Raw genomic sequence first — 26,912 nt, forward strand, 5'->3', positions numbered from 1 at the left:
CCCAACAGCACAGAGTGGGACATGCAGCGGGAGAGGGGCGGGCGCAGAAAGCGTCAGCTGGCTCGGATGAGGGCGAGATAGAAGCGGATGCCGTTCAGCCACGACTCGACGCGGATGCGCTCGTTGTGCGCGTGCAGCGCGTCGCGCTCACCGCGCGTCAGGTGGAAGGGCGTGAACCGATAGACGTGCGCGCTGATCGCGGTGAACCAGCGGCTGTCGCTCGCCCCGAGCTGGATGTACGGCGTCGTCACGATGTCGGTGCCGAGGGCGTCGTGGACGGCGGTCGCGATGCGCCGCCACGGCTCGCCGCGCCAGGACGAGACCGGCGAGGGGTCGGACCCGTGGCGCACCTCGATCTCGACGGCGGGGTCTGCCACGATGCGGCGGATCCGCGCCGTCGCCGAGGCGACGGTGTCGCCGGTCAGCAGGCGGATGTTGATCGAGGCACCCGCCGTGGTCGCGAGCACGTTCTCGCCCGGGGCGCCCGACAGCTCGGTCGCGACGGCCGTCGTCCGCACCATCGCGTTCAGTTCGGGCCCGAGGCGCGCGAACACCCGCGCGACCAGCGGGGCGAGCGCTCCGAGATTCGCGAAGACGGTGCGCAGCGGCTGTGCGGCGTGCAGGGCGAGCGTCGCGAACAGAGCGCGCACGGGCGGGGCGATGCGAGCGGGGAACGGATGCCGCTGCACGCGATCGATCGCACGGGCGAGCCGCGCCGTCGCGGGGAAGGCGGGCGGCGTGGACGCGTGCCCTCCGCTCCCGCGCGCGGTCAGCCGCAGCGTCAGCACGCCGCGCTCGGCGACCCCGACCATCGCGGTCGACACCGCGACCCCCGGCACCGCACCGTCCACGACCGCGCCGCCTTCATCGAGCACCAGACGCGGCGTGACCCCGCGTTCGCGCAGCAGCGCCACGATCGCGCGCGCGCCTCCGCCCGCCGTCTCCTCGTTGTGGCCGAAGGAGAGATAGACGTCGTGGGTGGGCGCGTAGCCCTCCGCGGCGAGTTCCTCCACCGCCTCCATGATCGCCACGAGCGCGCCCTTGTCGTCGATGGCGCCGCGCGCGTGGATCTCGGCATCGACACCTTCACCGACCACCTCGGCCCCGAACGGCGGGTGGTCCCATTCCTCTTCGACGACGGGGACGACGTCCATGTGGGCCATGAGTACGAGCGGATCCGCCGCGCCGCCGCTGCCGGCCCAGTGGAACAGCAGGGAGTAGCCGTCGACGACCTCACGCTCGAGAGCGGCGTGCGCTGCCGGATACAAGCGCGCCAACGTGTCGATGAAGCGCGTGAACGCCTCCGCATCCACGAGGCGCTCATCGGCGTGCGAGACGGTCGGAATCTGCAGCAGCTCACGGAATCGGGCGATCGACGCCTCGGTGTCGGCACTCACGGCTCGAGCCTACGCGCGCGCGGCTAGGCTCGTCGCATGACCGACAACGCCCCCGGCACGACCGTGCCGACCGCGCCCATCCGCTGGGGAATCCTCGCCACGGGCGGCATCGCCCATGCGTTCACAAAGGACCTGCGGACGGCGGGTCTCACCGTCACCGCGGTCGGATCGCGCCGTCCGGAGTCGGCGCGCGCGTTCGCCGCCGACCATGACATCCCCCACGCGCACGGGTCGTACGAGGAGCTCGTCGCCGACCCCGACGTCGACATCGTCTACGTCGCCTCGCCGCACAGCCACCACCGGGAGCACGCGATCCTCGCGCTCGAGGCCGGCAAGCACGTTCTCATCGAGAAGGCCGTGACGCTGGATGCCGATGAGGCCATCGCGATCCGTGACATCGCCGCCGGGCGCGGACTGCTGGCGATGGAGGCGATGTGGACGCGGTATCTGCCGCACATGGTCCGCATTCGTGAGCTCATCGCCGACGGCACGCTGGGCGAGGTGCGCGCCGTCATCGCCGACCACACGCAGTCGCTTCCCACCGACCCGGCGCATCGATTGAACGCGCTCGAACTCGGCGGGGGCGCCCTCCTGGATCTCGGCATCTATCCCGTCTCCTTCGCGTGGGACGTGCTCGGGCCGATGACCGAGATCCGTGCCGTGGGCCGCCTCGGCGACACCGGAGCCGACACCGAGGTCGCGATCGCCGCCGTCCACGCGGGCGGCGCGGTCTCGTCGATCGCGACCAGCTCGCGCGCCGCCGGCCCGAACACGGCCCACGTGGTCGGCACGAAGGCGCGGATCGACATCGATCGCGTCTGGTACGAGCCCACCTCCTTCCGGGTCACCGCGACCGACGGCACCGTGATCGAGGAGTACCGCTCTGAGGTGGATGGCCGCGGCATGCAGTTCCAGGCCCTCGCCGCCGAGCGGTTGCTGCGGGAGGGGCGCACCGACAGCGACCTGCTGCCGTTCGCGGAGTCGATCGCGATCATGCACGCGCTCGACGACGTGCGAGGCCAGCTCGGCGTGGCCTACCCGAAGGTGCGCTGACATGGTCGAACTGCAGGGCAACCGCGTCGCCGTCTACCTCGACTTCGACAACATCGTCATGAGTTGGTACGACCGCGTGCACGGGCGCAACTCCTACGCCGCCGACCGCCAGAAGATCATCGCCGACCCCGATGCCCCCGAGATCGCACAGCGTCTGAAGGATGCCACGATCGATGTCGGGGCGATCATCGACTACGCGGCCTCCTTCGGAACCCTCGTGCTCACGCGCGCCTATGCCGACTGGTCGTCGCCGGTCAACGCGCTCTACCGTTCGCAGCTGGTGGCCCGCGCCGTCGACCTCGTGCAGCTGTTCCCCGCGGCGGCGTACGCGAAGAACGGCGCCGACATCCGCCTGGCGGTCGACACCGTCGAGGACATGTTCCGCCTGCCCGACCTCACCCACGTCGTGATCGTCGCCGGAGACAGCGACTACGTCCCGCTCGCGCAGCGCTGCAAGCGTCTCGGACGCGTCGTGGTGGGTGTCGGCGTGGCCGGTTCGACGGCCAAGTCGCTCGCAGCGGCGTGCGACCAGTTCGACTCCTACGACTCGCTGCCCGGAGTGGTGCTGCCCGCGTCGGCTGCGACCCAGAAGAAGGCGGATGCCGCCGCCACCTCGGCCCCCTCTTCGTCGCGCCGGCGCAAGAAGACCGAAGACCCGACGGCTGAGCTTCTCGGGCGTGCGCTGCGTCTGGAGCAGGAGCGCACCGACGACGAGTGGGTGCACCTGTCGGCGGTGAAGAACCTGCTCAAGCGCATGGATCCGTCCTTCAGCGAGAAGGCGCTGGGGCACCGGTCCTTCTCCGACTTCGTGAAGGCCTACCCCGGCGTCGCCGACATCGACGAGACGACGAACATCGTGCGGGTGCGTCCCCACTCCGGCGACGACGGCACGGCCGACGGGAGCTGATGCCGTCGGCCGTGCCGTGATCCCTCTCAGGCGGCGAGCGGGATCACCCCGACGAGCACGCCGACGGCGAGCATCGCCAGCGAGACGAGCGCGGCCCGCCACAGCACCTTCTTGTGGTGATCTCCGAGGTTGACGTTCGCCAGCGACACCAGAAGCAGGATCGCCGGGACGAGCGGGCTCTGCAGATGCACGGGCTGCCCGGTGATGGAGGCGCGCGCCATCTCCACGGGTGCGATGCCGAAGTGCGAGGCGCTTTCGGCCAGCACCGGCAGGATGCCGAAGTAGAACGCGTCGTTGGACATGAAGAACGTGAACGGGATCGACAGCACGCCCGTGATGACCGCGAGGAAGGGTCCCATTTCGGCGGGGATCACTGCCGTGATCCACGAGGCCATCGCCGTCACCATCCCGGTGCCGTTGAGCACGCCGACCAGCACACCGGCGGCGAGGACCATCGACACGACGCCGACGATCGAGGGGGCGTGCGCGACGATCTCGTCCGCCTGGCTCTTGAGCTTCGGGAAGTTGACGATCAGTGCGATCGCCGCACCGACCATGAACACGAACGCCAGCGGGAACAGGTCCAGCACCAGCAGCACCATGACGGCGACGGTCAGCGCGAGGTTGAACCAGATCAGACGCGGACGCAGTGTGGGCCGGTTCGGGTCGAGCATGGTGTCGGCCATGGCCGTGTCGGCGGCATCCACAAGCGCGGTGGCTGCGACCGCATCGCGCGCACCCCGGACGGTGACGATGTTGCCGGTGCGCAGCGTCGCGGCGGCACCGGGCTTCGGCTCGGCGCCGCGGAAGAGGCGAGGCGCGCCGAAGATCCCGTCGCCGCGGGTCGACTCGATGCGCGTGGTGTCGATCGAGCCGGCGAGGCGGCGACGCTCGCCGAGGCCGAGGAACCAGGCGAAGGCCAACGAGATCACGAGACCGGTCGCGAGCGAGGGGAGCATGGGTACGAAGATGTCCGTCGGCTGCAGCGACAGGGCGGATGCCGCGCGCACGGTGGGACCGCCCCACGGCACGATGTTGAGCGTGCCGTTCATGAGTCCCGCGACACAGGTGAGGACGACCGGGCTCATGCCCAGACGCAGGTAGATCGGCAGCATCGCGGAGGTCGTGATGATGAACGTCGTCGATCCGTCGCCGTCCAGCGACACCGCCCCGGCCAGCAGCGCGGTGCCCAGCACCACCTTGGCGGGATCGTCGCCGAGCACGCGGGTGATCAGACGGATGAGGGGGTCGAACAGACCGACGTCGATCATGATCCCGAAGTACATGATCGCGAACATGAGCAGGGCCGCCGTCGGCGCCATGGACTTGATCGCGTCCATGATCATGTCCCCCAGGCCGAAGCCGGCGCCGGCGAACAGGCCGAAGATCGTCGGCACCACGATCAGGGCGACCATGGGGGTCAGTCGGCGCGTCATGATCAGCGCCATGAACGTCAGCACCATCGTGAACCCGAGGACGACCAGCACACCGTCCGACGGCGTGAACGCCAGGTCGTAGCCCTCGTCGGCCGCGGCCGCGAGTGACGTGAGAACAGGGGGCATCTCGACTCCTTCGTCTGCGGCCGACGCGCCTCGTCGACCGGATTCCGCGACTCTAGGGATGCCACCGCGCCCGCGCGCGGTATCTCTCATTGCACGGACTTCTGCGCGCAACGCGAGTTCAGCGCATTATGCTCACCAGATGAGGTTCGCGACGCGGGTGATGCTCGTGCAGCTGGCGACGGTCGCCGTCGTCGTCGCCGCCTGCGTGCTCGTCTTCGTGCTGCTCGGCATCCAGCAGCTGCGGGCCGCGGCCGAGACGTCGGCCCTGAACATCGCCCGCACCGTCGCCGTCGATCCGCAGGTACGCGCGGCGGTGGCCGAGATCAGCGCCGATCCCGGAACACCCCGCGGCGCGGACCTGAGGGACGCTCCGCTGCAGGATCTGGCCGCCGACGTCACCGCGCGCACCGGCACCCTGTTCGTCGTGATCACCGATGACCACGGCATCCGACTGGCCCACCCGGACCCCGCCCTCCTCGGCCAGCCGGTCAGCACCGACTTCCGCGAGGTGCTCGCCGGCAACGAGGTCGTCACGTGGCAGCAGGGCACGCTCGGCGTCTCGGCACGCGCGAAGGTGCCGATCTGGCCTCCGGGAGCGGAGGGCGTCCGCCCGGCGAACGTCTCCCCGGTCGGCGAGGTGAGCGTGGGGTTCGAACCGGCCAGCGTGTTCGATGATCTGCCGGCGCTGCTCGGCGGAGTCGCCGCGGCCGCCGGTGCCGGCGTGATGCTCGCGGCGGTCGCCGGGATCATGCTGCGACGGCGATGGGAACGGCTCACGTTGGGTCTGCAGCCGGAAGAGCTCGTCGCTCTCGTGCAGAATCAGGCCGCCGTCCTCGACGGGGTCGGCGACGGGGTCGTGGCCCTCGACGACGACGGCGTCGTGCGCCTCTGCAATGAAGCAGCGCGGCGGATGCTGGGGCTCGAGGAGCCCACGGGGGCGACGTTGGAGCAGCTGGGCATCGCCCCCGCGATCCTCGCAGCGGCCCGTGACGGCACGGCGAGCGAGGGTGTGGTCGTGGGTGAGCGGGTGCTCTACGCCGATGCGCAGCCGGTGCGCCGCGGCGGGCGCGACCTCGGCACCGTGCTGATCGTCCGCGACCGCACCGACGTCGCCGCGCTCAGCGAGCGACTCGACACGGTGCGGGCCATGACCGGCGCGCTGCGGGTTCAGCGTCACGAGTTCGCCAACCGCCTGCACGTCGCCGTCGGCATGCTCGACGCCGACCGCCCGGGCGAGGCGCGGGAGTTCCTGGGCGAGCAGCTGCATCGCGGACCGGTCGACTACCCCGTCGAGAACATCGACCGTATCGGCGACAGCCTCCTGCATGCCCTCATCGGCGCCCATGGCCTCGAGGCAGGCGAGCGCGGCGTACGCGTATCCGTCGACCCGGACTCGCTGCTGCTGGCACCGCTGATCGAGGTGGAGGATGTGGCCGCCGTGCTCGGCAACCTCGTCGACAACGCGGTGCGCGCTGCCGTCGAGGGCGCCCCGCCGCGCCATGTGCAGATCGGGTGCTTCGGCGACGGGCACGATCTGGTCCTCACCGTCGCCGACTCCGGCGCGGGGGTGGCCGCCGACATCGATCTCTTCTCACGCGGCCGTCGCGACGCTGCCGACATCGACCGGGTGCACGGGCTCGGCGTGGGCCTGCCGTTGTCCCGCGAGCTCGCGCGCCGCCGCGGCGGCGAGGTGTGGCTCATCGCGGCCGGAGGAACCGCACCGCACACGGGTGCCGTGTTCGGCGCCCGGCTGCACGGCGTTCTCGGCGACGTCCCCGCCGAGGACTCCCCCGAATCCGGCCCTGCACCTGACGTGTTCGCCGACCGAAGGGATCCCACCTCATGACGACACCTCTGCGCGTCCTCGTCGTCGACGACGACTTCCGCGTCGCAGGGCTGCATCGCGAGATCGTGGCGGAGAGATCCGCCTACCGCGCACTCGAGCCCGCGCGCACGCTCGCCGACGCGACCGCCGCCGTCCGCTCCGAGCACCCTGACCTTCTGCTCGTCGACGCGTATCTGCCGGACGGCGACGGGATCGCCTTCGTGCGCGAGACCCCGATCGACGCCTTCGTACTCTCGGCCGCGACCGACGCGGCGACCGTGCGCCGCGCCCTGCGCGCCGGCGCCCTCGGCTACCTCGTCAAGCCGTTCGAGCGGCGCACGCTCGTCGACGTCCTCGATCGCTACGCCCGCTTCCGCAACGTGCTCGACGAACAGCGCACGGTGTCTCAGGACGAGATCGATCGGGCCCTCGGCATCCTCCACGCGGCAAGCGACACGTCCTCCGTATCGCGATCGGCGACGGAGCAGGTGATCCTCGGGGCCCTCGGCGACGACGAGTCCTCGGCATCGGAGATCGCCGATCGCGCCGGCGTCTCTCGCGCCACCGCGCAGCGTCACCTCGCGGCGTTGGCGACCCGCGGCATCGTGGAGGTGCGGCTGCGCTACGGCACCACTGGCCGCCCGGAGCACCGGTACGCGCGGCGACGCACGTAGGCAAGCCCGCGCACAGGGGGCCGGTGCACGAGCGCACACGCGCTGTGCAGCATTCAACCTTGTACCTGAATCGCTTTTCAGGTAGCGTCCACGGCGCGGCATCCCCCGCCGCACCGCGCTCTACAAGGAGGTATCAGCGCATGGTTTCAGCGACCGCATCGCATGGCACACCCCCGCAGTCCGGTCTTCGCCGGGTCGTCAGCGCCTCGATGGCCGGAACGATCGTGGAGTGGTACGAGTTCTTCCTCTATGCCACGGCGGCCACGCTCGTGTTCAACCTGATCATGTTCCCGCCGTCCGACGACCCCTACGCCGGCATCATCGCGGCGTTCGTCACCTATGCGGTCGGCTTCATCGCCCGCCCGCTGGGCGGCATCGTGTTCGGCCACTTCGGTGACAAGTACGGACGCAAGAAGCTCCTGCAGCTGGCCATCATCCTCGTCGGTGTGGCGACGTTCCTCATGGGCTGCCTGCCGACCTTCCAGCAGGTCGGCTACTGGGCGCCGGCACTGCTGGTGCTGCTGCGCTTCGCCCAGGGCTTCGCTGTCGGCGGTGAATGGGGCGGCGGCGTCCTGCTGGTCGCCGAGCACTCCCCCGACAAGACACGCGGATTCTGGGCGTCATTCCCCCAGGCGGCCGTGCCGATCGGCAACCTCGTCGCGACCGTCGTGCTGCTCGTGCTCAGCCGCACCCTATCCGCGGAGGCGTTCCTCGCCTGGGGCTGGCGGGTCGGGTTCTGGCTGTCGGTGGTGATCGTGGCGATCGGCTACTACATACGCACCAAGATCAGCGATGCGCCGATCTTCCTCGAAGCGCAGAAAGAGGCGGAGGAGCAGAAGCACGACCGTTACGGCGTTTTTGAGGTCGTCCGCCGCTATCCGCGCGGCGTGCTCACCGCGATGGGTCTGCGCTTCGCGGAGAACATCATGTACTACCTCGTGGTCACCTTCTCGATCACGTACCTGAAGATCGCCCTCGATGTGAACACGGCCGAGATCCTCGGCATGCTGGTGATCGCCCACATCGTCCACATGATCGTCATCCCGCTGGTCGGTGCCCTCGCCGACCGCATCGGGCGCAAGCCCGTCTACGCGATCGGCACGGTCGGCGCGGCAGCGTGGGGCTTCATCGCCTTCCCGATGTTCAACACGAAGGAGCCGGCGATCATCATCCTGGCGATCTGCCTGGGCCTGGTGATCCACTCCTTCATGTACGCCCCTCAGCCGGCGATCATGTCGGAGATGTTCCCGACCCGCATGCGGTATTCCGGCGTCTCGCTCGGCTACCAGGTGACGTCCATCGTCGCCGGCTCGCTCGCGCCGATCATCGCGACGGCCCTGCTGTCGGCCTCGGGCAGCTACATCCCCGTCGCACTGTATCTGGCGCTCGCCGCCGCGATCACGCTCATCGCGGTGGTCTCGATGCGCGAGACCAAGGGCAGCTCCCTGCACGAGCTCGACCGCGTGGATCGCGAGCGCCTGGTCACCGAGACGGGAACCGTGCGGGTGCAGGCCCCGCGCTGAGCGCTTGGTGCGCAGATGCGGGGGTGGATGCCGCGGCATCCGCCCCCGCTCGCCTCAGTCTCGGGTCGCGAGCAGCGCCCAGGCGACCAGCAGCGGCTGGAAGAGCAAGCGCGTCAGACGAGCGGCATCGCTGTCCAGACCGAAGGCCGGACGCCGATCCACGGCCTGCGCGATGTTGCCGGGGAAGATCGCGATGAAGAACGCGGCGAGAAGGGCGCCGACACGCCTGCGCTCCTTCGGCAGCACGACCAGAGCGGCTCCGAGCATGATCTCCACCGCGCCGGAGGCGACCACGACGGCGTCCTTGTCGATCGGCAGGACATCGGTGACGACGTCGGGGACCTGCGCCTGGAACTCCTTTCTGGCCCAGAACAGGTGGGACAGACCGGCGAACATCATGCCGGCGGCCAGCAGCCATCGCGCGAACGTCTTCATCAGGCCAGTATCCTCCGCCTCGATAGGCTGGAGGCATGAGCGACGGAGCACCACGAGCGATCCGGCGCCTGCCCGACGGCACCGTCAAGCAGATCGGCCCTCTCACCGACACGCGGGTCTGGACGGTTCCGGGCCGCGCGAACCGTCCCCTCACGGAACCCCGCGAGGATGTGCACCGCCTCGGACCCGGTGAGGATCGACGACTCTGCGCGTTCTGCGTCGATCGCTACCTCGAGACCACGCCCGAGAAGGCGCGACTGGTGGGCCCGCGTTTCGAGGAGGAGCGCCGGGTACCCGCGCACGCGCTGAACGACTCCGTCGCCGAGTTCCGCCGCTTCGGCAACCTGTTCGAGATCGTGTCCGCCGAGTACTGGCGCGAGAACCACGGCTACCGCCAGCCGGCGCAGATCGTGCAGTGGGCCGAGGAGTACCTGTCCGATCCCGTCGGACGCGTGCACATGGAAAAGCTCGCCGAGATTCGCGCACGCGCAGCCGGTACCGAAACCAGCCTCGAGGAAGCGGCACTGGACCTGCTCGGCGGATCCCACGACGTCGTCGTCGCCCGGCGTCACGTCGTCGAGGGCGCGACCACGGATGCCGAGCTGGCATCGTCGGGAACGCTGAGCCCCGACGAGCATGCAGCCTACGTCGCCTTCACCGTGCAGGCGCTGGCGGAGATCCAGGCGGCGCAGCCGCACGCCGGGTACGTCAGCGTCTTCCAGAACTGGCTGCGGCCGGCGGGCGCCTCCTTCGAGCACCTCCACAAGCAGCTCGTCGCGATCGACGACCACGGCCCGCAGGTCGATCACGAGCTGCGCCTGCTCTCGCACGACCGCGGCCTGTATCAGCACGAGATCGCCGATCTGGCCGTGTCCGAAGGACTCGTCGTCGCAGCGACGGACGGCGCCGTCGCTTTCGCCGGCGTCGGTCACCGTTACCCGGCGTTCGAGATCTTCTCGACGTCGGCCGCGAACCTGCCCCAGGAGCACACGGATGCCGAGCGGCGCGCCGTCTCCGACCTGCTGCACGCGCTGCACGCCGCGACGGGCGTGCACGTGCCGACCAACGAGGAGTGGCACTACCGGCCGCCCGGCGCGCCGTGGCCCATGCCCTGGCGGGTGGTGCTCAAGTGGCGCATCTCCACTCCCGCCGGCTTCGAGGGCGGCACGAAGATCTACGTCAACACGATCGATCCGTGGGAGCTGCGCCGGCGCACCGTCGCCGGACTGCAGGAGCTGCGCGAGGCGGGACGGCTGGCCGACGGCATCCGCATCGGCGATGAGTGCACACCGGCAGATGCCGTCCTGCGTTACGCGGAGGGTTCGTGAGCCTGCCGTTCGAGATGCTTCGACGCGCACCCGACGTCGAAGGCGAGGGGCTCGGTGCGGTGGATGCCGCCGACCGCCTGATCCTCGACGAGTCGGCCGCTCTGCGCGCCGGAGCCGGGGCCGGTCAGATCGCCGTCATCGGTGACGCGTACGGAGCCCTCGCCCTCGGTGCGGCTCACGACGGCGCCGCCGGGGTGCGCGCGCACCAGGACGCCCTCCTGGGCGAACGGGCACTGCACGCCAACGCCGCCGCGCTGGGGCTGGCCGAGCAGGTCTCCTCCGGCCCGCTGAACGCGGCTCTCGTCACCGGCGCGCGCGTCGTGCTGATGCGCCTGCCGCGCTCGTTGGACGCCCTGCGCGATATCGCCGGACTGATCGCGGCGCATGCGGCATCCGACGTCGTCGTGGTGGCCGGGGGTCGCATCAAGCACATGAGCGTCGCGATGAACGAGGTGCTGCGCGCGTTCTTCACCACGGTCGATGTGACTCACGCCCGCCAGAAGTCTCGAGTGCTGATCGCCCGGGACCCGCACGACGGCCGCGACCCGATGCCCGCGGCGTCGCGCGTCGACGAGCTGGAGCTGCGCGCCTTCGGCGGGGCCTTCGCGGGCGCACGCCTGGACATCGGCACCCGGGCACTGCTGGCGGCACTCGACGCCGCGCCGCACGCTCCCGGCGGCGGCAGCAGCGAGGACCCCTGGATCGATCTCGCCTGCGGCACCGGCATCGTGGGCGCCTGGCTCGCGCGGCGGCATCCGTTCGCGTATGTATACGCCAGCGATCAGTCGGCCGCGGCGGTCGCGTCGGCGAAGGCGACCGTGGCCGCGAACGCACTGGGCGATCGCGTGCACGTCGCGCGCGCCGATGGGCTGGAGGAGCGCCCGGATGCGAGCGCGTCGTTCATCGCCCTGAATCCCCCGTTCCATTCCGGTGCCGCGCTGACCACCACGATCGCGGAGCGTCTGTTCGCCGACGCCGCACGGGTGCTCGCGCCCGGCGGCGAGCTGTGGTGCGTGTGGAACTCACCACTGCGGTACCGCGGCACGCTCGAGCGCGTCGTGGGGCCGACGCGTCAGGTCTCCCGCGATCCGAAGTTCACGGTGACCGTGTCGACGACGCGGTGAGCCGGCGCCGCCGCACCTCGCGCCGTGCGCTCAGACGATGCCGGCGCGGATGCCGTCGAGAGAGTCGGCGACCTTCGGCAGGCGCTGGGCGAGCGCACCGTCGAGCTCGAAGAGGCGCTCGCGGGCATCCTGCAGCACGCGCGCACCCTTGGGGGTGACGTGGAGGTCGCTGGCGGCGCCGGCATGGGCGGTGGCGTCCTGCACGAGACCGTCGTCGACGAGCGTGCGCACGGCGGTGTGGGCGGACTGCACGGTGATGTGGGAGCGGCGGGCCAGCTCGGAGAACGAGATGCCGGGCTCGGCGTAGATGTGACCGAGGAGACCGAACTTGCGGGTGCTGATGCCGAGGTCTTTGAGGATCGTCGCCAGCTGCTCCTCCCACATCGCCGAGACGGCGAGCAGCGCGATGACCGGGCTGAAGCGGGGACCGTCCTGAGTCATGCGGTCCATGCTATCCATGCGCTGTGCGCACAGCGGGTCGCCGTCCCGTGACTTTTCCCGGTCGGTCGCCGCGGGAGCCGTCTTGCCCCGCGCACTCAGCCCTTGGCGCCGCCCGGAGGGCCGAGGATCAGCAGCACGGCGAAGACACCGACGACGGCGACGAGGATGCCGACGAACAGCAGCCACGGGCGGCGCAGGAACCAGGCAAGCGGCCCGTCGTACCAGCGCGCATCCGCTGCATCGGCGTCGGCCTCCACGCGCCACGCGCCCGCGAGCAACCCGCGGCGGTGCACCCAGAGCTCGACCGGAATGGTGGCGTAGGGCACGATCGCCGAGATCAGGGCGACGACCGTCGGCCCCGCCGGCCACCGATTGTTGAGGGCCACCAGCACGACCGCGGCGCCATAGGAGAGGAACACGAAGCCGTGGATGCCGCCGCCGATCGTGACCGCGGGCGCCCACCCGGTCGTCGCCCGGACGATGAGCCCCGCGATGAGCAGCGTCCACGACACCGCCTCGGCGAACGCGAGGGTGCGAAACAGTGACAGTGGAGTGCGGAGCATTCCTTCAACATAACTGAAGGAAATCCCTCGGCCTGGGCGCGTCCTGTGAGAGGACCATCCCCGGACGACCGATTCCGTAGGGTGAGGGCCATGACCCGTGCACTTCCGGTGGCGCTCGCCGCTCTCACGACGACGGCGATACTGGGGGCGTGCGCGCCGCTGGTACCGGTGTGTCCCGCCATCGGCTTCGTCAACCCCGGCCCCGTCACGATCGAGGTCGCCCCCGCCCTGACCGTCGGTGACCTCGCAGCCTGTTTCGGCGGCGGTTGCATCCCGGCGGCCCTCCCCCTCGACGGCGACGGCCGCGGAGAGCTGCCGCTGGACCCGCCGTACGTCGGCGACACGAGCATCGTCAGCATCGAGCCCGGCACGACGGTGCGCGTGGTGATCACCGATCGCTCAGGTGTCGTCACACGGGATCTGCAGGTCGAGATCCCCTACACATCCGAGGGCGGCTCCTGCCCGGGACCGGTGACCTTCGGGCCCGTCGTGATCTCCTGACCGGCTCGCGCGAGCATGATGCTCAGGGGGGTGCGGAGACGATGACGCCCCCGGACCGGCTCATCGAGCACAGTCCGGGGGCGTCGCGGCATCCGTCTGACGACGTCGGTCAGATCAGAAGTCCCAGTCGTCGTCCTCGGTCGCGACGGCCTTGCCGATGACGTACGACGAGCCCGACCCGCTGAAGAAGTCGTGGTTCTCGTCGGCGTTCGGCGACAGGGCCGACAGGATCGCCGGGTTCACGTTGGTCAGCTGCGACGGGAACATCGCCTCGTAGCCGAGGTTCATCAGCGCCTTGTTGGCGTTGTAGTGCAAGAACTTCTTGACGTCCTCGGTCAGCCCGATGCCGTCGTAGAGGTCCTGCGTGTACTGCACCTCGTTGTCGTACAGCTCGTAGAGCAGCGAGAACGTGTAGTCCTTGATCTCGTCGCGCTCGGGCTGCGTGAGCTTCTCGAGACCCTTCTGGAACTTGTAGCCGATGTAGTAGCCGTGCACGGCCTCGTCGCGGATGATGAGGCGGATGATGTCGGCCGTGTTCGTGAGCTTGGCCTTGCTCGACCAGTACAGCGGCAGGTAGAAGCCCGAGTAGAACAGGAACGACTCCAGCAGGGTCGAGGCGACCTTGCGCTTGAGGGGCTCGTCGCCACGGTAATAGTCCATGACGATGTGGGCCTTCTTCTGAAGGTTCGGGTTCTCCACCGACCACCGGAACGCGTCGTCGATCTCAGGCGTGGAGCACAGCGTCGAGAAGATCGACGAGTAGCTCTTCGCGTGAACCGACTCCATGAACGCGATGTTCGTGTACACGGCTTCTTCGTGCGGCGTGATCGCGTCGGGGATGAGCGACACCGCCCCCACGGTGCCCTGGATGGTGTCCAGGAGCGTGAGTCCGGTGAACACCCGCATCGTGGTGGTCTGCTCGTCGGGGGTGAGCGTCGCCCACGACTGGATGTCGTTGGACAGCGGCACCTTCTCGGGCAGCCAGAAGTTGTTCACGAGGCGGTTCCACACCTCGAGGTCCTTGTCGTCCTGGATGCGGTTCCAGTTGATCGCCTGGACGTGGTCGATGAGCTTGAGCGGCTCGGACGGGGTCATGTCGTCATTCCTTCGAACGGTCGTGGAGCGAGCGTCACAGCATGCAGGAGACGCACTCGGACAGGTTCGTGCCCTCGAGCGCCATCTGACGAAGACGGATGTAGTAGATCGTCTTGATGCCCTTGCGCCATGCGTAGATCTGCGCCTTGTTGATGTCGCGGGTGGTGGCGGTGTCCTTGAAGAACAGCGTCAGCGACAGGCCCTGGTCGACGTGCTGGGTGGCGGCCGCGTAGGTGTCGATGACCTTCTCGTAGCCGATCTCGTACGCGTCCTGGTAGTACTCCAGGTTGTCGTTCGTCATGAACGGCGCCGGGTAGTAGACGCGGCCGATCTTGCCTTCCTTGCGGATCTCGATCTTCGACGCGATCGGGTGGATCGAGCTCGTCGAGTTGTTGATGTACGAGATCGATCCGGTCGGGGGCACCGCCTGCAGGTTCTGGTTGTAGATGCCGTGCGCCTGGATCGACGCCTTCAGCTCGCGCCAGTCGTCCTGGGTGGGGATGTGGATGCCGGCGAACAGCTCGGCCACGCGATCCGTCTGCGGCACCCACTCCCGCTCGAGGTACTTGTCGAAGAACTCCCCCGACGCGTAGGTCGAGTCGGCGAAGCCGTCGAAGGCCATGCCGCGCTCGATCGCGATGCGGTTGGAGGCACGCAGTGCGTGGAACAGCACCGTGTAGAAGTAGATGTTCGTGAAGTCGATGCCCTCTTCCGAGCCGTAGTGCACGTGCTCACGCGCGAGGTACCCGTGGAGGTTCATCTGGCCGAGGCCGATCGCGTGCGAGCGGTCGTTGCCGTCTTCGATCGAGCGCACCGAGGCGATGTGGCTCTGGTCACTGACCGCGGTGAGAGCGCGGATCGAGGTCTCGACCGTGCCGGCGATGTCCTTGCCGTCCATCGCCAGCGCGATGTTCATCGAGCCCAGGTTGCAGGAGATGTCCTTGCCGATCTCGGCGTACGAGAGGTCTTCGTTGTACGTCGTCGGGGTGTTCACCTGCAGGATTTCGCTGCAGAGGTTGGACATGTTGATCCGGCCCTTGATCGGGTTGGCCTTGTTCACCGTGTCCTCGAACATGATGTACGGGTAGCCCGACTCGAACTGGATCTCGGCGAGGGTCTGGAAGAACTCGCGCGCGTTGATCTTGGTCTTCTTGATACGCGCGTCGTCGACCATCTCGCGGTACTTCTCGGTGACGGAGATGTCACCGAAGGGCACGCCGTAGACCTTCTCGACGTCGTACGGCGAGAACAGGTACATGTCCTCGCCGTTGCGGGCGAGTTCGAACGTGATGTCGGGGATCACGACGCCGAGCGAGAGCGTCTTGATGCGGATCTTCTCGTCGGCGTTCTCGCGCTTCGTGTCGAGGAAGCGCAGGATGTCGGGGTGGTGCGCCGACAGGTAGACGGCGCCGGCGCCCTGGCGCGCGCCGAGCTGGTTGGCGTAGCTGAAGCTGTCTTCGAGCAGCTTCATGACGGGGATGATGCCGCTGGACTGGTTCTCGATCTGCTTGATCGGAGCGCCGGCCTCACGGATGTTGCTGAGCAGGAGCGCGACGCCGCCACCGCGCTTGGACAGCTGCAGGGCCGAGTTGATGCCGCGGGCGATCGACTCCATGTTGTCTTCGATGCGCAGCAGGAAGCAGCTGACGAGCTCGCCGCGCTGCGCCTTGCCGGTGTTGAGGAAGGTCGGGGTGGCCGGCTGGAAGCGGCCCGAGATGATCTCGTCGACGAGCTTCTCGGCGAGCTGCTGATCGCCGTCGGCGAGGCCCAGGGCCGTCATGACGACGCGGTCCTCGAAGCGCTCGAGGTAGCGCTTGCCGTCGAAGGTCTTCAGCGTGTAGCTCGTGTAGTACTTGAAGGCGCCGAGGAAGGTTTCGAAGCGGAACTTCGCGCCGTAGGCGCGGTCGTTGAGGCGCTGGATGAACTCGAACGGGTACTTCTCCAGCACCGCGCCCTCGTAGTACTCCTTCTCGACCAGGTAGTCGAGGCGCTCCTTGAGGGAGTGGAAGAACACCGTGTTCTGGTTGACGTGCTGGAGGAAGTACTCCCGTGCGGCACGCTTGTCGGCGTCGAACTGGATCTTGCCGTCCTCGCCGTACAGGTTGAGCATCGCGTTGAGGGCGTGGTAGTCCATTCCCTCGAAGCGTGCATCGGTCTTGAAGGTCGCCGGGCTCACTGCAGCTTCCACCATCGTTCCAATCCGTCGCTCACACGGGCGACGTCGTCGGGCGTGCCGAAAAGTTCGAGCCGGTACAAGTGCGGCACGGTGCACTTGCGGCTGATGATGTCACCGGCGCGACAGAACGACTCGCCGAAATTGGTGTTTCCCGCGGAGATCACTCCGCGGATGAGGTGACGATGGCGCTCGTCGTTGAGGAACCGGATCACCTGTTTGGGAACGGCGCCCTTCTCCTCGCCGCGCCCCTGGCCGCCTCCGTAGGTCGGTGTCACGAGCACGAAGGGCTCGTCGACCTCAAGAGGTGCGTCGCCAGGGGCGAGCGGGATGCGGACGGCCGGCAGACCGAGCTTCTCGATGAATCGCGCCGTGTTGCCCGACACGCTCGAGAAGTAGACGAGCAGCGGGGCGCTCGTCAGTGTCGGCATGTCAGGCCAGACGGCTCGCGAGCTCGTCGATCTTGTCGGGACGGAAGCCCGACCAGTGGTCTTCGTCGGTGACGACGACCGGAGCCTGCAGGTACCCGAGCGACTTCACGTGCTCGAGCGCCGCCGGGTCCTCCGAGAGGTCGAGCACTTCGTAGTCGATACCCTTCGAGTCCAGTGCGCGGTAGGTCGCATTGCACTGCACGCACGAGGGCTTGGTGTAGACGGTGATTGCCATGTCGTTCCTTCTCTCCCCTTGGTCTGCGCGGATCGATCCCGTTGGGATTCCGCCCTCTTCTCACCTGTGATCCCGGCCGTGCCCCCGCCGGGAGTCCAATACTACATATGGGTACGGACGTTGGATAGCACCACAAGGGCTAGTAGTTACATCCGTGTAGTTTTGCACCGCTCTCCCCATGTACAACACAGCTTTTCCACCGTTTCATCCACAGGATGCCGCGAATCGCGAAGCCTGGAAAAAGCCTGAATCGCGCGGATTTCGATCGCCCTCGCGACGGCCATCCACAGCCCGGACGCTACGGGGGGCTTCCGACATCCATCCGCCTGTGGAATCTCGACTGCGGCGTGTCGCGGCATCCCTCCGGCGTGTCGCGGTGTCGGCGCCGACGGGTACCGTGGAGGTGTGGCGGGATACCGGGAACTGTTGCGCACGCAGGGCGTGGCGCGCATCATCGCGGCACAGCTGACCGCGCGCTTTCCGAACGGGATGACGAGCCTGGCGATTCTGCTCCACGTCGAGCAGATGACGGGCTCCTACGCCTCTGCCGGGCTGGTGCTGGCGGCGGCATCCGTGGGTCAGGCGACGGCCGGCCCCGTCACCAGCCGGTGGATGGGCCGCTGGGGCATGCGGCGCGTCCTCACACTGACGACCGCCGTGTGCGCGGCGGCGCTGCTCGCCCTCGCCCTGATCCCCCTCGGGGTCGCCGGATACATGGTGTTCGGACTCATCGCGGGCCTGTCCACCCCTCCCGTGCAGTCGGCCGTGCGCACGATCTACCCCAAGCTCGTCAACGCACGGCAGTTGACGGCGCTGTTCTCCCTCGACGCGAGCCTGCAGGAGATCATCTGGATCCTCGCGCCGGTCATCATCACCCTCGTCGCCACCCAGATCGGCACGGTGCCGGCGCTGCTGCTGATCGTCTCGATCCTCGTCGCCGGCGGGGCCTGGTTCATCCTCTCCCCCGAAGTCGGGCGCGTGCGCATCCCGCGCAGCCGCCGCGCGTTCGGCAAGGTGCTGGGAAAGCCCGTGGTCCTCCTCGCCACGGTGATCGGCTTCCTCCTCATCGGCGCGTGCGCGGCGGTCGAGGCCGCTGTGGTCGCGACCTTCGGCCACGGCGGCTTGGAGGCCGGTCTCGTCCTGGCGGTCTTCTCCGTCGGCAGTCTCGCCGGAGGCCTCGCGTTCGGACATGTCCCCATGGGGCCGTGGGCCATGGCGCGACGCATGAGCGTTGTCGCCGTCGGTCTCGTCGCCTCCGTCTTCGTCGTCGGCGACATCGGAGCGTCCACCCCGTGGTGGGTCGGCGCCTGCCTCGTCGTCGCGGGCGTCGGCATCGCCCCGGCGCTGGCCGTCATGTTCGCGATGACCTCGGCATCCGTGAAGTTCAGCGAGACCGCCGAAGCGTACGGCTGGATCGGCACGGGACAGCTCATCGGCGCGGCCCTCGGCTCGGCCGTCGCCGGCTTCCTCATCGACAGCACCGGGCCCGCCGGCGCATACGCCGCCGCGGCCGGATTCGCGATCGTGGGCGCGCTGGTCTCGACGCTCTCCGCGCGGGGCTTCCCCGACCTGCGCGGACGCGACGCGAGCCCGATCCCCGACACCGAACCCGTCCCCGTCATCACCTGACATCCTCATCGCCCACGGACAGCGCGCGACCGTAGGCTGACGACATGACTGCCGCTGTGACCCTGCCCCGGCTCTCGTGGGGCGACGTGCGCGCCCGACGTCGCGCACTGCTCGTGCACGGACTCGGATCGACCGGTGCCCTCATGTGGCGCTACGGCGTGGCCCTGGCGGATGCCGGGTGGCTCGCGACGGCCGTCGACCTGCGCGGCCACGGCGCCGCGCCACGCACGCTGGACTACAGCATCGACGCGTACGCGGCCGACGTGGGCCAGACGCGCACCGACGACGGCGGGCCCTGGGACCTCGTCATCGGGCACTCGCTCGGCGGCGCCGCGGTCACCGTGGCGAGCGCCGCCGACCCCGACTGGACCCGTCGAGTGGTGCTCATCGACCCCGCGATCCGTCTCGCGGACCGCGACCGCGAGAACGTCCGCGTCGGGCAGGAGCAGTCCTTCGCCGACCCGTCGATCGACGCGGTGCGGGCGGAGCACGCCAGCTGGCATCCGCTCGACGTCGAGCTGAAGGCCCGCGCCGCGCAGCAGGCGAGCCGCTGGGCGGTCGAGCAGACCAGCCTGCAGAACACGCCGTGGGACGTGCGTGCGGCCGCAGCGAGGCTCTCGGTGCCGACGCACGTGATCGCGGCGGACCCGGAGGTGTTCTCGATCTTCCAGGGCGAGGTGGCCGCCGAGGTGCTCCGCAACCCGCTCATCACGATGTCGGTGGTGACCGGGGCCGGGCACTCCCCGCACCGCGATCTCCCGGAGGACACGATGCGCCATCTCCTCGACACCCTCGGCTGACGCCGCGGCATCCGTATCGCGGCGTCGTCAGGAGATGCGGCGCAGCACGTGCAGCACCGCGAGGGCGTACGCGTCTTCGGGCTGGGGATGCTCGAACGCGTGCGTTTCGCCGGCGAACTCGATCTCGACGCGGTGGGTGTCGGCGAGCCGTTCCAGTCGGCGGAACGCGCCGCGCAGCAGCTCCCGCAGCTGATCCTCTCGCGGCAGCCAGAGCGCATCGGTCTGGGCGACCGCGTCCAGCGCCCACTCGGTCGTGCCGTTGAAGGCGAGGATCGCCCCGGTCGCGTACTGCCGCGGCTCGATCGTCATCTCGCTCACGGTGAAGACATCCGCTTCGAACTCCGGCTCGTCGAGCTGAAATCGGTCCCCGGATGCCGGGCGCCACAGCAGACCGGCATCGCGCAGGGCGAGGGCCAACTCGGTGGAGATCATGCTTCCATCCTGCCGCGTCGGCGGCACCACGGGACCGGCGGCGACCCTGAGGCAGGTGACGAGGGGCAGGATGGAGGGGTGACCGATTTCGATGCGACCGCATACCTGCCGGACGACCTGCTCGAGCGCATCCGCTCGCGTGCCGCCGCCGTGGATGCCGAGAACCGCTTCCCCACGGAGGATCTCGCGGAACTGACGGCGGCCGGATACCTCTCGATCCTCGTCCCCACCGCGTTGGGCGGCGCAGGTCTCGGGCTCGCGGAGGCCGCGGTGCTGCAGCAGCGGCTCGCGGGCGCCGCGCCGGCGACGGCATTGGCGATCAACATGCACCTCGTGTGGACGGGAGTCGCGAAGGTGATGTCCGATCACGGCATCGATGACCTGCGGTTCGTGCAGACCGGCGCGGTCGCCGGCGAGGTCTTCGCGTTCGGCATCAGCGAGGCAGGAAACGATCTGGTTCTCTTCGGCAGCGACACGCAGGCGGTCCCCGCCGCCGACGGCTCGTACTCCTTCACGGGGACCAAGATCTTCACCTCGCTCGGGCCGGTGTGGACGCAGCTGGGTCTGCACGGACTCGACACGACCGACCCCGCGGATCCGAAGGTGGTCTACGCGTTCGTGCAACGTACCGACGCCGTCGAGACCCGTGACGACTGGGACACCATCGGCATGCGCGGTACGCAATCGCGCACGACGGTACTCAACGGCGCCGTGGCCCCCGCCGACCGTGTCGTTCGCCGCGTCGCGCCCGGCCCCAACCCCGATCCGATCGTCTTCGGCATCTTCAGCGTGTTCGAGGTGCTCCTGGCATCCGTCTACACCGGCGTCGCGCGCCGCGCGCTCGACCTGGCGGTCGCGGCGGCGAAGACGCGGACGTCGAAGAAGACCGGGCGCCCGTACAGCGACGACCCCGACATCCGCTGGCGCATCGCGGAAATGGCGCTCGCCTACGACGGCCTGCTCCCCCAGGTCGCGGCGATCGCGCACGACGTGGACGCCCTCGTCGATCACGGCGGGCAGTGGTTCCCCCGGCTGTCGGGTCTGAAGCACCGCGCGGTCGTGGCCGCCAAGCAGATCGTCGACGACGCGATGCTCGTCGCCGGAGGCTCGTCGTACTTCCAGCGCAACGAGCTCAGCCGCCTCTACCGCGACGTGCTCGCCGGCATGTTCCACCCGTCCGACCCCGAATCGGCGCACGCCACCGTCGCCGCCGCGTGGCTCGGCCCCGTCAGCTCCTGAGCTGCCCTCGGCATCCGGCTGCGGCATCCACCCCGGGCATCCGCCCTGTTCAGAACCGAACTGCAAGGGTTGCCGCGCGACACGCCGCCCGGATCCCGCCGCACCCGGCGTGTCGCGGCGACGGCCTTGCGATTCGGCCGGACCAGAGGGATGCCGCGGTCAGCGCGTCTCGAGGTCGTACGCCTTGAGGAGTTCGGCGACGGCGAGCTCGCGCTGATCGCCGCCCTCGGCGAACATGTGCGCGACGTGCGTGCGCAGATGATTATCGATCAGCAGCTTGTCCAGTGACGCGAGCGCCCGCTGGATCGCACGGGACTGGGCGATGATGTCCATGCAGTAGTCCTCGTTCTCGATCATCTTGGCGAGCCCGCGCACCTGCCCCTCGAGGATGCGGGTGCGATGCAGGGCGCGCTTCTGGATGTCTTCGATCACGCGGCCAGGATACGCCGCATGCGAGACTACGGGCATGGCGCGCACCCCCACCGAACTGCTCAGCCCGGCCGACCAGGAACGTCGCCGCGCGTTGCGTGTGATGAAGGGCGTCGCCCTCGGCGCACTGATCCTGATGGCGGTCGTGTTCGTCGTGGCGTTCATCCTGCAGGAGCGCTTCCCGTGGCTGCAGTACGTCCGCGCCGCGGCGGAGGGCGGCATGGTCGGCGCCCTGGCCGACTGGTTCGCGGTGACCGCGCTGTTTCGTCACCCCCTCGGCATCCCCATCCCGCACACCGCGATCATCCCGCACCGCAAGGACGAGATCGGGCGCACCCTGGGCGAGTTCGTCGAGACGAACTTCCTCGAGGCGGGCGTCGTCCGCGCGAAGCTCGAGTCGACGCCCATCGCCCGGACGGCCGGTGCCTGGCTGCGCGATCCCGCGCACGCCGAGACCGTCGCGGCGGAGGCCTCGACGGTGGCCTCCGGCATCCTGCGCGCCCTCAGCGACGACGAGGTGCAGGATCTGATCAGCGACCTCGCGCGTGAGCACCTGCTCAGCCCGCATTGGGGACCGACCGTCGGCGCGTGGCTCGGTCGGGTCGTGCAGGCCGACGCGCACCGTGGCGCGGTCGATCTGGGCGTGGACAGCATCGCGACGTGGTTGCATGCCAACCACGCCGCCTTCAGCGGTCTGGTCTCCCGACGACTGCCCTCGTGGGTGCCGTCGGTCGCGATGCGCCTCGTCGATGACACCGTGTACAACGAGGCCGTGAAGTTCGTCGCCGCGATCCAGGACGACCCCGACCACCCCGCGCGGCGCGCCGTCGACGGCTACCTCGCGCGCCTCGCCGACAACCTGCAGAGCGATCCGACGACGATCGCGCGACTCGAAGAGGCCAAGTCGGCCGTCTTCGACAGCCCGCGCGTGCGCGAGCTGGCCGCCGAGGCGTGGAACACGGCCAAGGTGGGCCTCCTCACCGCCCTGGCAGATCCCGCCAGCGGGCTGCGCCTACGCGTGAGCGCAGCGCTGGTCGAGATCGGCGAGCGCCTGTCGACGGATGCCGCGCTCCAGCACCGTGTGGATGATCGCATCGCGGGGGCCGCGGTGTTCGTCGTGGATCGGTACCGCCACGACATCGCCTCGATCATCACCGACACCGTGGAGAAGTGGGATCCCGCCGAGACCACCGAGAAGATCGAGCTGATGGTCGGACGCGACCTGCAGTACATCCGCCTCAACGGCACGATCGTGGGCGCCCTGGCCGGACTCGTCATCTTCGCCGTCGCGCACGCGCTGCTGGGCTGAGCACACGTGTTCGGGGGACGGTTGGGGACGGCCGGTGAACGCACGCGCGCCTCTGGCTGGCCGCGACCCGGCGCAGTAGCCTGACGGACATGGGCGAACCGGCGGACGAGCTGCTGTTCACCTACGGCACGCTCCAGTATGCCGAGGTGCAGCTGGACACCTTCGGGCGCCTGATCGCGGGCGAGCCCGACGTGCTGCCCGGCTACACCATCGACTACGTCGAGATCGAGGACCAGCGCGTCGTCGACCTGTCGGGCGCCTCTGTGCATCCGGTGCTGCGCGAGACCGGCAGCCCGCTGGACAAAGTGGTCGGCCGCGTTCTGCACCTCACGGCCGATGAAGTGGATGCCGCCGACGAGTACGAAGTGTCGCTGTACCGCCGCGTGCGGGTGACGCTGGGAAGCGGGCGCACCGCCTGGGTGTACGTCGGCTGATGACGGCTGCCCTGTCCCACGACCCGCTCTGGCCGCGCGCCGGCGACTGGCCCGCGCTCGAGGAGGCGTCGGCGGCCGAGCGCCTCGACGCCGTGCTGCTGGGGCTGCCGGCCTCTCACACATCGCTCTCACCCACCGGCGCCGACGCGACGCCCGGCGCGGTCCGTGAGGCGCTGCGCCGGTACAGCCCGACCCTCCTGGGGCCGCCACCCGTCGATCTCGCCGCCGCCCTCCGCTTGGCCGACGCGGGCGATGTCGCCGAGCCCGACGGCTCCGAGGGCGAGGCGCGCGTGCGCGGCCGCACCGCCGAGCTGACGGCGCGCACCGCGCTGCTGATCGCGCTCGGCGGCGACAATTCCGTCACGTACGCGACGGCCCAGGGCGCCGGTGCCGCCGGTCTCATCACGCTGGACGCGCACTTCGACCTGCGCGACGGCGTCTCCAACGGCTCCCCCGTGCGTCGCCTCGTCGACGACGGCCTCGACCCGACGCGCATCGTGCAGATCGGCATCGCCGACTTCGCCGATTCCGCGGCGTACGCCCAGCGCGCCGCCGACCTCGGCATCCGTGTCGTCACCCTCGACGAGCTTCGTCGGCGCGGCGCGCACGACGTGATCGCCGAGGCGCGCGAGGTGGCCGGGCGCGGGGATGGCGGCATCCATCTCGACATCGACGTGGACGTCTGCGATCGTGCGGTGGCACCCGGCTGCCCGGCGTCGGTTCCCGGTGGCCTGCAGGCGTGGGAGCTGCGGACGCTCGTGCGCGGCGTGGCCGCCGACGCCGGCGTGCGCAGCGCGGATATCGTCGAAGTGGATGCCGCGGCCGACGCGGCCGACGGGCGCACCGTGCGCCTGACCGCGCTGTGTGTGCTGGAGCTGCTGGCCGGCCTGCACCGACGAAAGGTCACTGTATGACGACGCTCGTGCTCGTCCGCCACGCCAAGAGCGACTGGGGCGATCCCGGTCTCGACGATCACGACCGCCCGCTCAACGAGCGGGGCCTGCGCGACGCACCCGTGCTCGCGGAGCGGCTGGCCGGCACCGGCATCCGGCTCGCGGCCATCCTGTCGTCGACCGCGCTGCGCGCCCGCACGACGGCCTCCTTCTTCGCCTCCGCGTTCGGCCTCGACACGGAGCTGGACGGCGACCTGTACGGCGCCGCGGCGGCCACGCTCCTGCGGGCGGCAGCCGGCCGTGGCGTCCCGGCCGTCATGGTCGTCGCGCACGACCCGGGGATGACCGCGCTCGCGGAGCGGCTCTCCGGCGGCGGGATCGGTCATATGCCGACCTGTGCCGTCGCGACGTTCGTGTGGTCCACCGACGACTGGGATGTCGCGACGGCGACGGATCCGCAGGAGTGGAGCTTCGACCGCCCCTGACGCCGTGCGGCACGGGGCGTTTCGACTCGCGGCGCCGAGTCGAAACGCCTACGCGATCAGCTCCCCGCCGCGGTAGACGGCGCGCACCAGCGGCACCCCCGGGCGGTACGCGAGGTGCGTCCGCGTCGGCGCATCGAGCAGCACCAGGTCGGCCCGCGTGCCGAGGGTGAGGGAGCCCACATCGCTGCGGCGCAGGGCCCCGCCGTAGACGACGAGGTCTTCGGGGTGTTCGGCGACCTCGGGGTCGAGGTTGTTCATCAGCATCCGCTTCGCGGCTTCGGCGCCTCAGCTCTTGGCCGTCCGCTCGCCCCCACGCGGGGCGCGGACGGGGCCGCGGCTCGACGCCGCCCGGTTCACAACTCCGGAGTTCTGGGCGTCAACGGGTGATGTCATCGTGATCTCCTTCGATCAGGGACGGTTGTCCGGAGTTGTGAACGCAGCGTCGGCGACCGCGCCGGACAGCACGAGCGCGGTGGCGGCTTCGAGGTCGGGGCTGACGAACCGGTCGGGCCCGGGCCCTGCGATGCCCGCGGCGCGCACCGCGGCCCGCACCGCGCCGGTGGCGGGCCCCGGCTGCAACGGCGCCCGCAGGTCGAGGGCTCGGCACCCGGTGACGAGTTCGATCGCGAGCACCCGGGCGAGTCCGTCGACGGCGCGGCGGAGCTTGCGTGCGGCGGCCCACCCCATCGACACGTGATCTTCCTGCATCGCCGACGAGGGGATGGAGTCGACGGATGCCGGGACCGCCAGCCGCTTGAGCTCCGAGACGATCCCCGCGGCCGCGTACTGCGCGATCATGAGCCCCGAATCGACGCCGACCTCGTCGGCGAGGAACGGCGGCAGACCATGGCTGCGGGTGCGATCGAGCGCCCGGTCGGTGCGACGTTCGGCGATCGAGGCGAGGTCGGCGACGGCGATCGCGAGGAAGTCGAGCACGTACGCGACGGGGGCGCCGTGGAAGTTGCCGTTGGATTCGACGCGGCCGTCGCCGGTGACGACCGGGTTGTCGACGGCGGAGGCCAGCTCCCGCTCGGCGATGGTGCGGGCGTGAGCGACGGTGTCGCGCGCGGCGCCGTGCACCTGCGGCGAGCAGCGCAGCGAGTACGCGTCCTGCACGCGCGTGCAGACCGCCGGGTCGCGGTGACTCGCAACCAGCGGCGAGTCGGCGAGCAGGGCGCGCAGGTTCGCCGCCGACGCCGCCTGTCCGCTCTGCGGGCGCAGCGCCATCAGGTCGGCGGCGAACACCGCGTCGGTGCCGAGCTGACTCTCGATCGAGAGGGCGGCGGTGATGTCGGCGACGGTGAGCAGATTGTCGAGGTCGCAGAGGGCGAGAGTGAGCATGCCGAGCATGCCGTCGGTGCCGTTGATGAGGGCGAGCCCCTCCTTCTCCTCCAGCACGAGGGGCGCGATGCCGGCGTCGGCGAGGGCGTTGGATGCCGCCACGAGCGCGCCCGTGCGATCGCGCACCTCCCCTTCGCCGAGGGCCGCCAGCGCGAGGTGCGAAAGAGGGGCGAGATCGCCGGAGCATCCGAGCGAGCCGTACTCCCGCACGATCGGGGTGATGCCGGCGTTGAGCATCGCGGCGTAGGTCTCGACGACGACCGGGCGCACGCCCGTGTGTCCGGTCGCGAGAGTCTGCAGGCGCAGCAGGTGCAGGGCGCGCACGACTTCGCGTTCCACCTCCGCCCCGGTGCCGGCCGCGTGGGAGCGGATGAGGCTCGCCTGCAGCTGACGGCGTCGCTCCGGCGCGATGAAGGTCGTCGCCAGCGCGCCGAAGCCGGTCGAGATGCCGTAGTGCGGCTCCGGGTCGTCGGCCAGGCGCTCGATGAGCTCCCGCGCCGCGCCGATCCGCGTCCAGGCGTCGGCGGCGATCTCGACCGCGGCGCCGTGGCGGGCCACGGCGACGACCTCAGCGGGTGTCAGTGGGCGCGCGCCGACGAGGACGTGATCGGCAAGGGTCGAAGCGGCGACGGTGGTCATGTCCCGATTCCATCC

The 26,912-nt window shown here is 69.7% G+C and carries 27 protein-coding genes and 2 pseudogenes; 15 read left to right on the forward strand and 14 right to left on the reverse strand.

Features of this window, described 5'->3' with window-relative positions:
• Positions 1-53 precede the first annotated feature (53 nt).
• Positions 54-1,397: a M20/M25/M40 family metallo-hydrolase gene (locus JOE53_RS08660; RefSeq protein ID WP_204947431.1), complete on the reverse strand. Its 1,344-nt coding sequence runs from the start codon at positions 1,395-1,397 to the stop codon at positions 54-56.
• Positions 1,398-1,433: 36 nt separating this feature from the next.
• Between JOE53_RS08660 and JOE53_RS08665 the strand changes: the two genes are divergently transcribed.
• Both JOE53_RS08665 and JOE53_RS08670 read left to right on the forward strand, forming a co-directional pair.
• Complete coding sequence (locus JOE53_RS08665; RefSeq protein ID WP_204947432.1) at positions 1,434-2,450, forward strand: Gfo/Idh/MocA family protein; 1,017 nt, start codon at positions 1,434-1,436, stop codon at positions 2,448-2,450.
• 1 nt (position 2,451) lies between these two features.
• Positions 2,452-3,357, forward strand: coding sequence for an NYN domain-containing protein (locus JOE53_RS08670; RefSeq protein WP_005052342.1), 906 nt, complete (start codon positions 2,452-2,454; stop codon positions 3,355-3,357).
• Between the two features lie 26 nt (positions 3,358-3,383).
• Here the strand turns inward: JOE53_RS08670 and JOE53_RS08675 are convergent, their stop codons facing one another.
• On the reverse strand, positions 3,384-4,919 hold the full coding sequence (locus tag JOE53_RS08675; RefSeq protein ID WP_005052339.1) for a CitMHS family transporter: 1,536 nt from the start codon (positions 4,917-4,919) through the stop codon (positions 3,384-3,386).
• 160 nt (positions 4,920-5,079) lie between these two features.
• Here JOE53_RS08675 and JOE53_RS08680 point away from each other — a divergent pair, with 160 nt between their 5' ends.
• The 3 genes from JOE53_RS08680 (at position 5,080) to JOE53_RS08690 (ending at position 8,941) form a co-directional block, all read left to right on the forward strand.
• Positions 5,080-6,765 (forward strand): sensor histidine kinase, encoded by a 1,686-nt coding sequence (locus JOE53_RS08680; RefSeq protein ID WP_005052337.1) that lies wholly within the window; start codon positions 5,080-5,082, stop codon positions 6,763-6,765.
• Complete coding sequence (locus JOE53_RS08685; RefSeq protein ID WP_005052335.1) at positions 6,762-7,418, forward strand: response regulator; 657 nt, start codon at positions 6,762-6,764, stop codon at positions 7,416-7,418. The genes JOE53_RS08680 and JOE53_RS08685 overlap by 4 nt, the downstream gene beginning before the upstream one ends.
• Positions 7,419-7,558: 140 nt before the next feature.
• Positions 7,559-8,941 carry an MFS transporter gene (locus tag JOE53_RS08690; RefSeq protein ID WP_005052333.1) on the forward strand — a complete coding sequence of 461 codons (1,383 nt, stop codon included), beginning with the start codon at positions 7,559-7,561 and terminating at the stop codon, positions 8,939-8,941.
• A 54-nt stretch (positions 8,942-8,995) separates the two neighbouring features.
• Here the strand turns inward: JOE53_RS08690 and JOE53_RS08695 are convergent, their stop codons facing one another.
• The gene (locus JOE53_RS08695; protein ID WP_005052331.1) at positions 8,996-9,376 is read right to left on the reverse strand and encodes a DoxX family protein; all 381 of its coding nucleotides are present in this window, start codon (positions 9,374-9,376) and stop codon (positions 8,996-8,998) included.
• 35 nt (positions 9,377-9,411) lie between these two features.
• Between JOE53_RS08695 and JOE53_RS08700 the strand changes: the two genes are divergently transcribed.
• Both JOE53_RS08700 and JOE53_RS08705 read left to right on the forward strand, forming a co-directional pair.
• The gene (locus tag JOE53_RS08700; RefSeq protein WP_005052328.1) at positions 9,412-10,704 is read left to right on the forward strand and encodes a DUF4921 family protein; all 1,293 of its coding nucleotides are present in this window, start codon (positions 9,412-9,414) and stop codon (positions 10,702-10,704) included.
• Positions 10,701-11,828 (forward strand): class I SAM-dependent methyltransferase, encoded by a 1,128-nt coding sequence (locus JOE53_RS08705; protein ID WP_005052325.1) that lies wholly within the window; start codon positions 10,701-10,703, stop codon positions 11,826-11,828. The genes JOE53_RS08700 and JOE53_RS08705 overlap by 4 nt, the downstream gene beginning before the upstream one ends.
• 30 nt (positions 11,829-11,858) lie before the next feature.
• On the opposite strand, the gene JOE53_RS08710 is transcribed toward JOE53_RS08705, so the two are convergent.
• Both JOE53_RS08710 and JOE53_RS08715 read right to left on the reverse strand, forming a co-directional pair.
• Positions 11,859-12,269 carry a MarR family winged helix-turn-helix transcriptional regulator gene (locus JOE53_RS08710; protein WP_232212091.1) on the reverse strand — a complete coding sequence of 137 codons (411 nt, stop codon included), beginning with the start codon at positions 12,267-12,269 and terminating at the stop codon, positions 11,859-11,861.
• Between the two features lie 95 nt (positions 12,270-12,364).
• Complete coding sequence (locus JOE53_RS08715; RefSeq protein ID WP_005052320.1) at positions 12,365-12,832, reverse strand: DUF3817 domain-containing protein; 468 nt, start codon at positions 12,830-12,832, stop codon at positions 12,365-12,367.
• A gap of 90 nt (positions 12,833-12,922) precedes the next feature.
• Between JOE53_RS08715 and JOE53_RS08720 the strand changes: the two genes are divergently transcribed.
• A complete protein-coding gene (locus JOE53_RS08720; protein ID WP_016464603.1) occupies positions 12,923-13,333 on the forward strand; it encodes a hypothetical protein in 411 nt (136 codons plus the stop codon).
• Positions 13,334-13,447: 114 nt separating this feature from the next.
• Here the strand turns inward: JOE53_RS08720 and nrdF are convergent, their stop codons facing one another.
• From nrdF to nrdH, 4 genes are read right to left on the reverse strand one after another with little or no spacing between them, the layout of a single operon-like run.
• Positions 13,448-14,428: a class 1b ribonucleoside-diphosphate reductase subunit beta gene (gene nrdF, locus JOE53_RS08725; protein ID WP_005052315.1), complete on the reverse strand. Its 981-nt coding sequence runs from the start codon at positions 14,426-14,428 to the stop codon at positions 13,448-13,450.
• Between the two features lie 34 nt (positions 14,429-14,462).
• Positions 14,463-16,619 carry a class 1b ribonucleoside-diphosphate reductase subunit alpha gene (gene nrdE, locus JOE53_RS08730; protein ID WP_204947433.1) on the reverse strand — a complete coding sequence of 719 codons (2,157 nt, stop codon included), beginning with the start codon at positions 16,617-16,619 and terminating at the stop codon, positions 14,463-14,465.
• A complete protein-coding gene (gene nrdI, locus JOE53_RS08735; protein ID WP_016464602.1) occupies positions 16,601-17,032 on the reverse strand; it encodes a class Ib ribonucleoside-diphosphate reductase assembly flavoprotein NrdI in 432 nt (143 codons plus the stop codon). Before nrdI ends, nrdE begins: the two co-directional genes overlap by 19 nt.
• 1 nt (position 17,033) lies before the next feature.
• Positions 17,034-17,267 (reverse strand): glutaredoxin-like protein NrdH, encoded by a 234-nt coding sequence (gene nrdH, locus JOE53_RS08740; protein WP_005052310.1) that lies wholly within the window; start codon positions 17,265-17,267, stop codon positions 17,034-17,036.
• A 405-nt stretch (positions 17,268-17,672) separates the two neighbouring features.
• Between nrdH and JOE53_RS08745 the strand changes: the two genes are divergently transcribed.
• Positions 17,673-18,896, forward strand: a complete 1,224-nt coding sequence (locus JOE53_RS08745; protein ID WP_204947434.1) for an MFS transporter — start codon at positions 17,673-17,675, stop codon at positions 18,894-18,896.
• 44 nt (positions 18,897-18,940) lie between these two features.
• Positions 18,941-19,696, forward strand: a complete 756-nt coding sequence (locus JOE53_RS08750; protein WP_204947435.1) for an alpha/beta fold hydrolase — start codon at positions 18,941-18,943, stop codon at positions 19,694-19,696.
• A gap of 27 nt (positions 19,697-19,723) precedes the next feature.
• Here the strand turns inward: JOE53_RS08750 and JOE53_RS08755 are convergent, their stop codons facing one another.
• A complete protein-coding gene (locus JOE53_RS08755; RefSeq protein ID WP_121189477.1) occupies positions 19,724-20,128 on the reverse strand; it encodes a pilus assembly protein CpaE in 405 nt (134 codons plus the stop codon).
• Positions 20,129-20,206: 78 nt separating this feature from the next.
• Here JOE53_RS08755 and JOE53_RS08760 point away from each other — a divergent pair, with 78 nt between their 5' ends.
• Entirely contained in the window at positions 20,207-21,367 is a 1,161-nt protein-coding gene (locus JOE53_RS08760) for an acyl-CoA dehydrogenase family protein (protein ID WP_204947436.1), read from the forward strand.
• A gap of 159 nt (positions 21,368-21,526) precedes the next feature.
• On the opposite strand, the gene JOE53_RS08765 is transcribed toward JOE53_RS08760, so the two are convergent.
• Positions 21,527-21,799, reverse strand: a complete 273-nt coding sequence (locus JOE53_RS08765) for a metal-sensitive transcriptional regulator (RefSeq protein WP_204947437.1) — start codon at positions 21,797-21,799, stop codon at positions 21,527-21,529.
• Positions 21,800-21,833: 34 nt separating this feature from the next.
• On the opposite strand from JOE53_RS08765, the gene JOE53_RS08770 reads away from it, so the two are divergent.
• The 4 genes from JOE53_RS08770 to JOE53_RS08785 all read left to right on the forward strand — a co-directional run bounded on the left by JOE53_RS08770 (position 21,834) and on the right by JOE53_RS08785 (position 24,917).
• Positions 21,834-23,105: a DUF445 domain-containing protein gene (locus tag JOE53_RS08770; protein WP_204947438.1), complete on the forward strand. Its 1,272-nt coding sequence runs from the start codon at positions 21,834-21,836 to the stop codon at positions 23,103-23,105.
• Positions 23,106-23,194: 89 nt separating this feature from the next.
• Positions 23,195-23,539, forward strand: coding sequence for a gamma-glutamylcyclotransferase family protein (locus JOE53_RS08775; RefSeq protein WP_005052293.1), 345 nt, complete (start codon positions 23,195-23,197; stop codon positions 23,537-23,539).
• Entirely contained in the window at positions 23,539-24,453 is a 915-nt protein-coding gene (locus tag JOE53_RS08780; RefSeq protein WP_204947439.1) for an arginase family protein, read from the forward strand. Before JOE53_RS08775 ends, JOE53_RS08780 begins: the two co-directional genes overlap by 1 nt.
• Positions 24,450-24,917, forward strand: a complete 468-nt coding sequence (locus JOE53_RS08785; RefSeq protein ID WP_204947440.1) for a SixA phosphatase family protein — start codon at positions 24,450-24,452, stop codon at positions 24,915-24,917. Before JOE53_RS08780 ends, JOE53_RS08785 begins: the two co-directional genes overlap by 4 nt.
• A 48-nt stretch (positions 24,918-24,965) precedes the next feature.
• Here the strand turns inward: JOE53_RS08785 and JOE53_RS08790 are convergent.
• The 3 genes and pseudogenes from JOE53_RS08790 to hutH form a co-directional block, all read right to left on the reverse strand.
• Positions 24,966-25,115, reverse strand: a pseudogene (locus JOE53_RS08790) (imidazolonepropionase); the annotation flags it as partial.
• Positions 25,116-25,310, reverse strand: a pseudogene (locus JOE53_RS15200) (urocanate hydratase); the annotation flags it as partial.
• A gap of 15 nt (positions 25,311-25,325) precedes the next feature.
• Positions 25,326-26,897, reverse strand: coding sequence for a histidine ammonia-lyase (gene hutH, locus JOE53_RS08800; protein ID WP_204947441.1), 1,572 nt, complete (start codon positions 26,895-26,897; stop codon positions 25,326-25,328).
• Positions 26,898-26,912: the final 15 nt, after the last annotated feature.

Source organism: Microbacterium laevaniformans (assembly GCF_016907555.1).
GTDB classification, from domain to species: Bacteria; Actinomycetota; Actinomycetes; order Actinomycetales; family Microbacteriaceae; genus Microbacterium; species Microbacterium laevaniformans.

What these genes read in the sequence shown, in the direction of transcription:
- JOE53_RS08685 (WP_005052335.1), top strand. Translation starts at nt 6,762, where the DNA reads ATGACGACACCTCTGCGCGTCCTCGTCGTCGACGACGACTTCCGCGTC.
- JOE53_RS08775 (WP_005052293.1), top strand. Translation starts at nt 23,195, where the DNA reads ATGGGCGAACCGGCGGACGAGCTGCTGTTCACCTACGGCACGCTCCAG.
- nrdE (WP_204947433.1), bottom strand. Translation starts at nt 16,619, where the DNA reads ATGGTGGAAGCTGCAGTGAGCCCGGCGACCTTCAAGACCGATGCACGC.
- JOE53_RS08670 (WP_005052342.1), top strand. Translation starts at nt 2,452, where the DNA reads ATGGTCGAACTGCAGGGCAACCGCGTCGCCGTCTACCTCGACTTCGAC.
- JOE53_RS08750 (WP_204947435.1), top strand. Translation starts at nt 18,941, where the DNA reads ATGACTGCCGCTGTGACCCTGCCCCGGCTCTCGTGGGGCGACGTGCGC.
- JOE53_RS08715 (WP_005052320.1), bottom strand. Translation starts at nt 12,832, where the DNA reads ATGCTCCGCACTCCACTGTCACTGTTTCGCACCCTCGCGTTCGCCGAG.
- JOE53_RS08680 (WP_005052337.1), top strand. Translation starts at nt 5,080, where the DNA reads ATGCTCGTGCAGCTGGCGACGGTCGCCGTCGTCGTCGCCGCCTGCGTG.
- JOE53_RS08710 (WP_232212091.1), bottom strand. Translation starts at nt 12,269, where the DNA reads ATGACTCAGGACGGTCCCCGCTTCAGCCCGGTCATCGCGCTGCTCGCC.
- JOE53_RS08675 (WP_005052339.1), bottom strand. Translation starts at nt 4,919, where the DNA reads ATGCCCCCTGTTCTCACGTCACTCGCGGCCGCGGCCGACGAGGGCTAC.
- JOE53_RS08780 (WP_204947439.1), top strand. Translation starts at nt 23,539, where the DNA reads ATGACGGCTGCCCTGTCCCACGACCCGCTCTGGCCGCGCGCCGGCGAC.
- nrdI (WP_016464602.1), bottom strand. Translation starts at nt 17,032, where the DNA reads ATGCCGACACTGACGAGCGCCCCGCTGCTCGTCTACTTCTCGAGCGTG.
- JOE53_RS08690 (WP_005052333.1), top strand. Translation starts at nt 7,559, where the DNA reads ATGGTTTCAGCGACCGCATCGCATGGCACACCCCCGCAGTCCGGTCTT.
- JOE53_RS08665 (WP_204947432.1), top strand. Translation starts at nt 1,434, where the DNA reads ATGACCGACAACGCCCCCGGCACGACCGTGCCGACCGCGCCCATCCGC.
- hutH (WP_204947441.1), bottom strand. Translation starts at nt 26,897, where the DNA reads ATGACCACCGTCGCCGCTTCGACCCTTGCCGATCACGTCCTCGTCGGC.
- JOE53_RS08720 (WP_016464603.1), top strand. Translation starts at nt 12,923, where the DNA reads ATGACCCGTGCACTTCCGGTGGCGCTCGCCGCTCTCACGACGACGGCG.
- JOE53_RS08785 (WP_204947440.1), top strand. Translation starts at nt 24,450, where the DNA reads ATGACGACGCTCGTGCTCGTCCGCCACGCCAAGAGCGACTGGGGCGAT.
- JOE53_RS08755 (WP_121189477.1), bottom strand. Translation starts at nt 20,128, where the DNA reads ATGATCTCCACCGAGTTGGCCCTCGCCCTGCGCGATGCCGGTCTGCTG.
- JOE53_RS08770 (WP_204947438.1), top strand. Translation starts at nt 21,834, where the DNA reads ATGGCGCGCACCCCCACCGAACTGCTCAGCCCGGCCGACCAGGAACGT.
- nrdF (WP_005052315.1), bottom strand. Translation starts at nt 14,428, where the DNA reads ATGACCCCGTCCGAGCCGCTCAAGCTCATCGACCACGTCCAGGCGATC.
- JOE53_RS08695 (WP_005052331.1), bottom strand. Translation starts at nt 9,376, where the DNA reads ATGAAGACGTTCGCGCGATGGCTGCTGGCCGCCGGCATGATGTTCGCC.
- JOE53_RS08700 (WP_005052328.1), top strand. Translation starts at nt 9,412, where the DNA reads ATGAGCGACGGAGCACCACGAGCGATCCGGCGCCTGCCCGACGGCACC.
- nrdH (WP_005052310.1), bottom strand. Translation starts at nt 17,267, where the DNA reads ATGGCAATCACCGTCTACACCAAGCCCTCGTGCGTGCAGTGCAATGCG.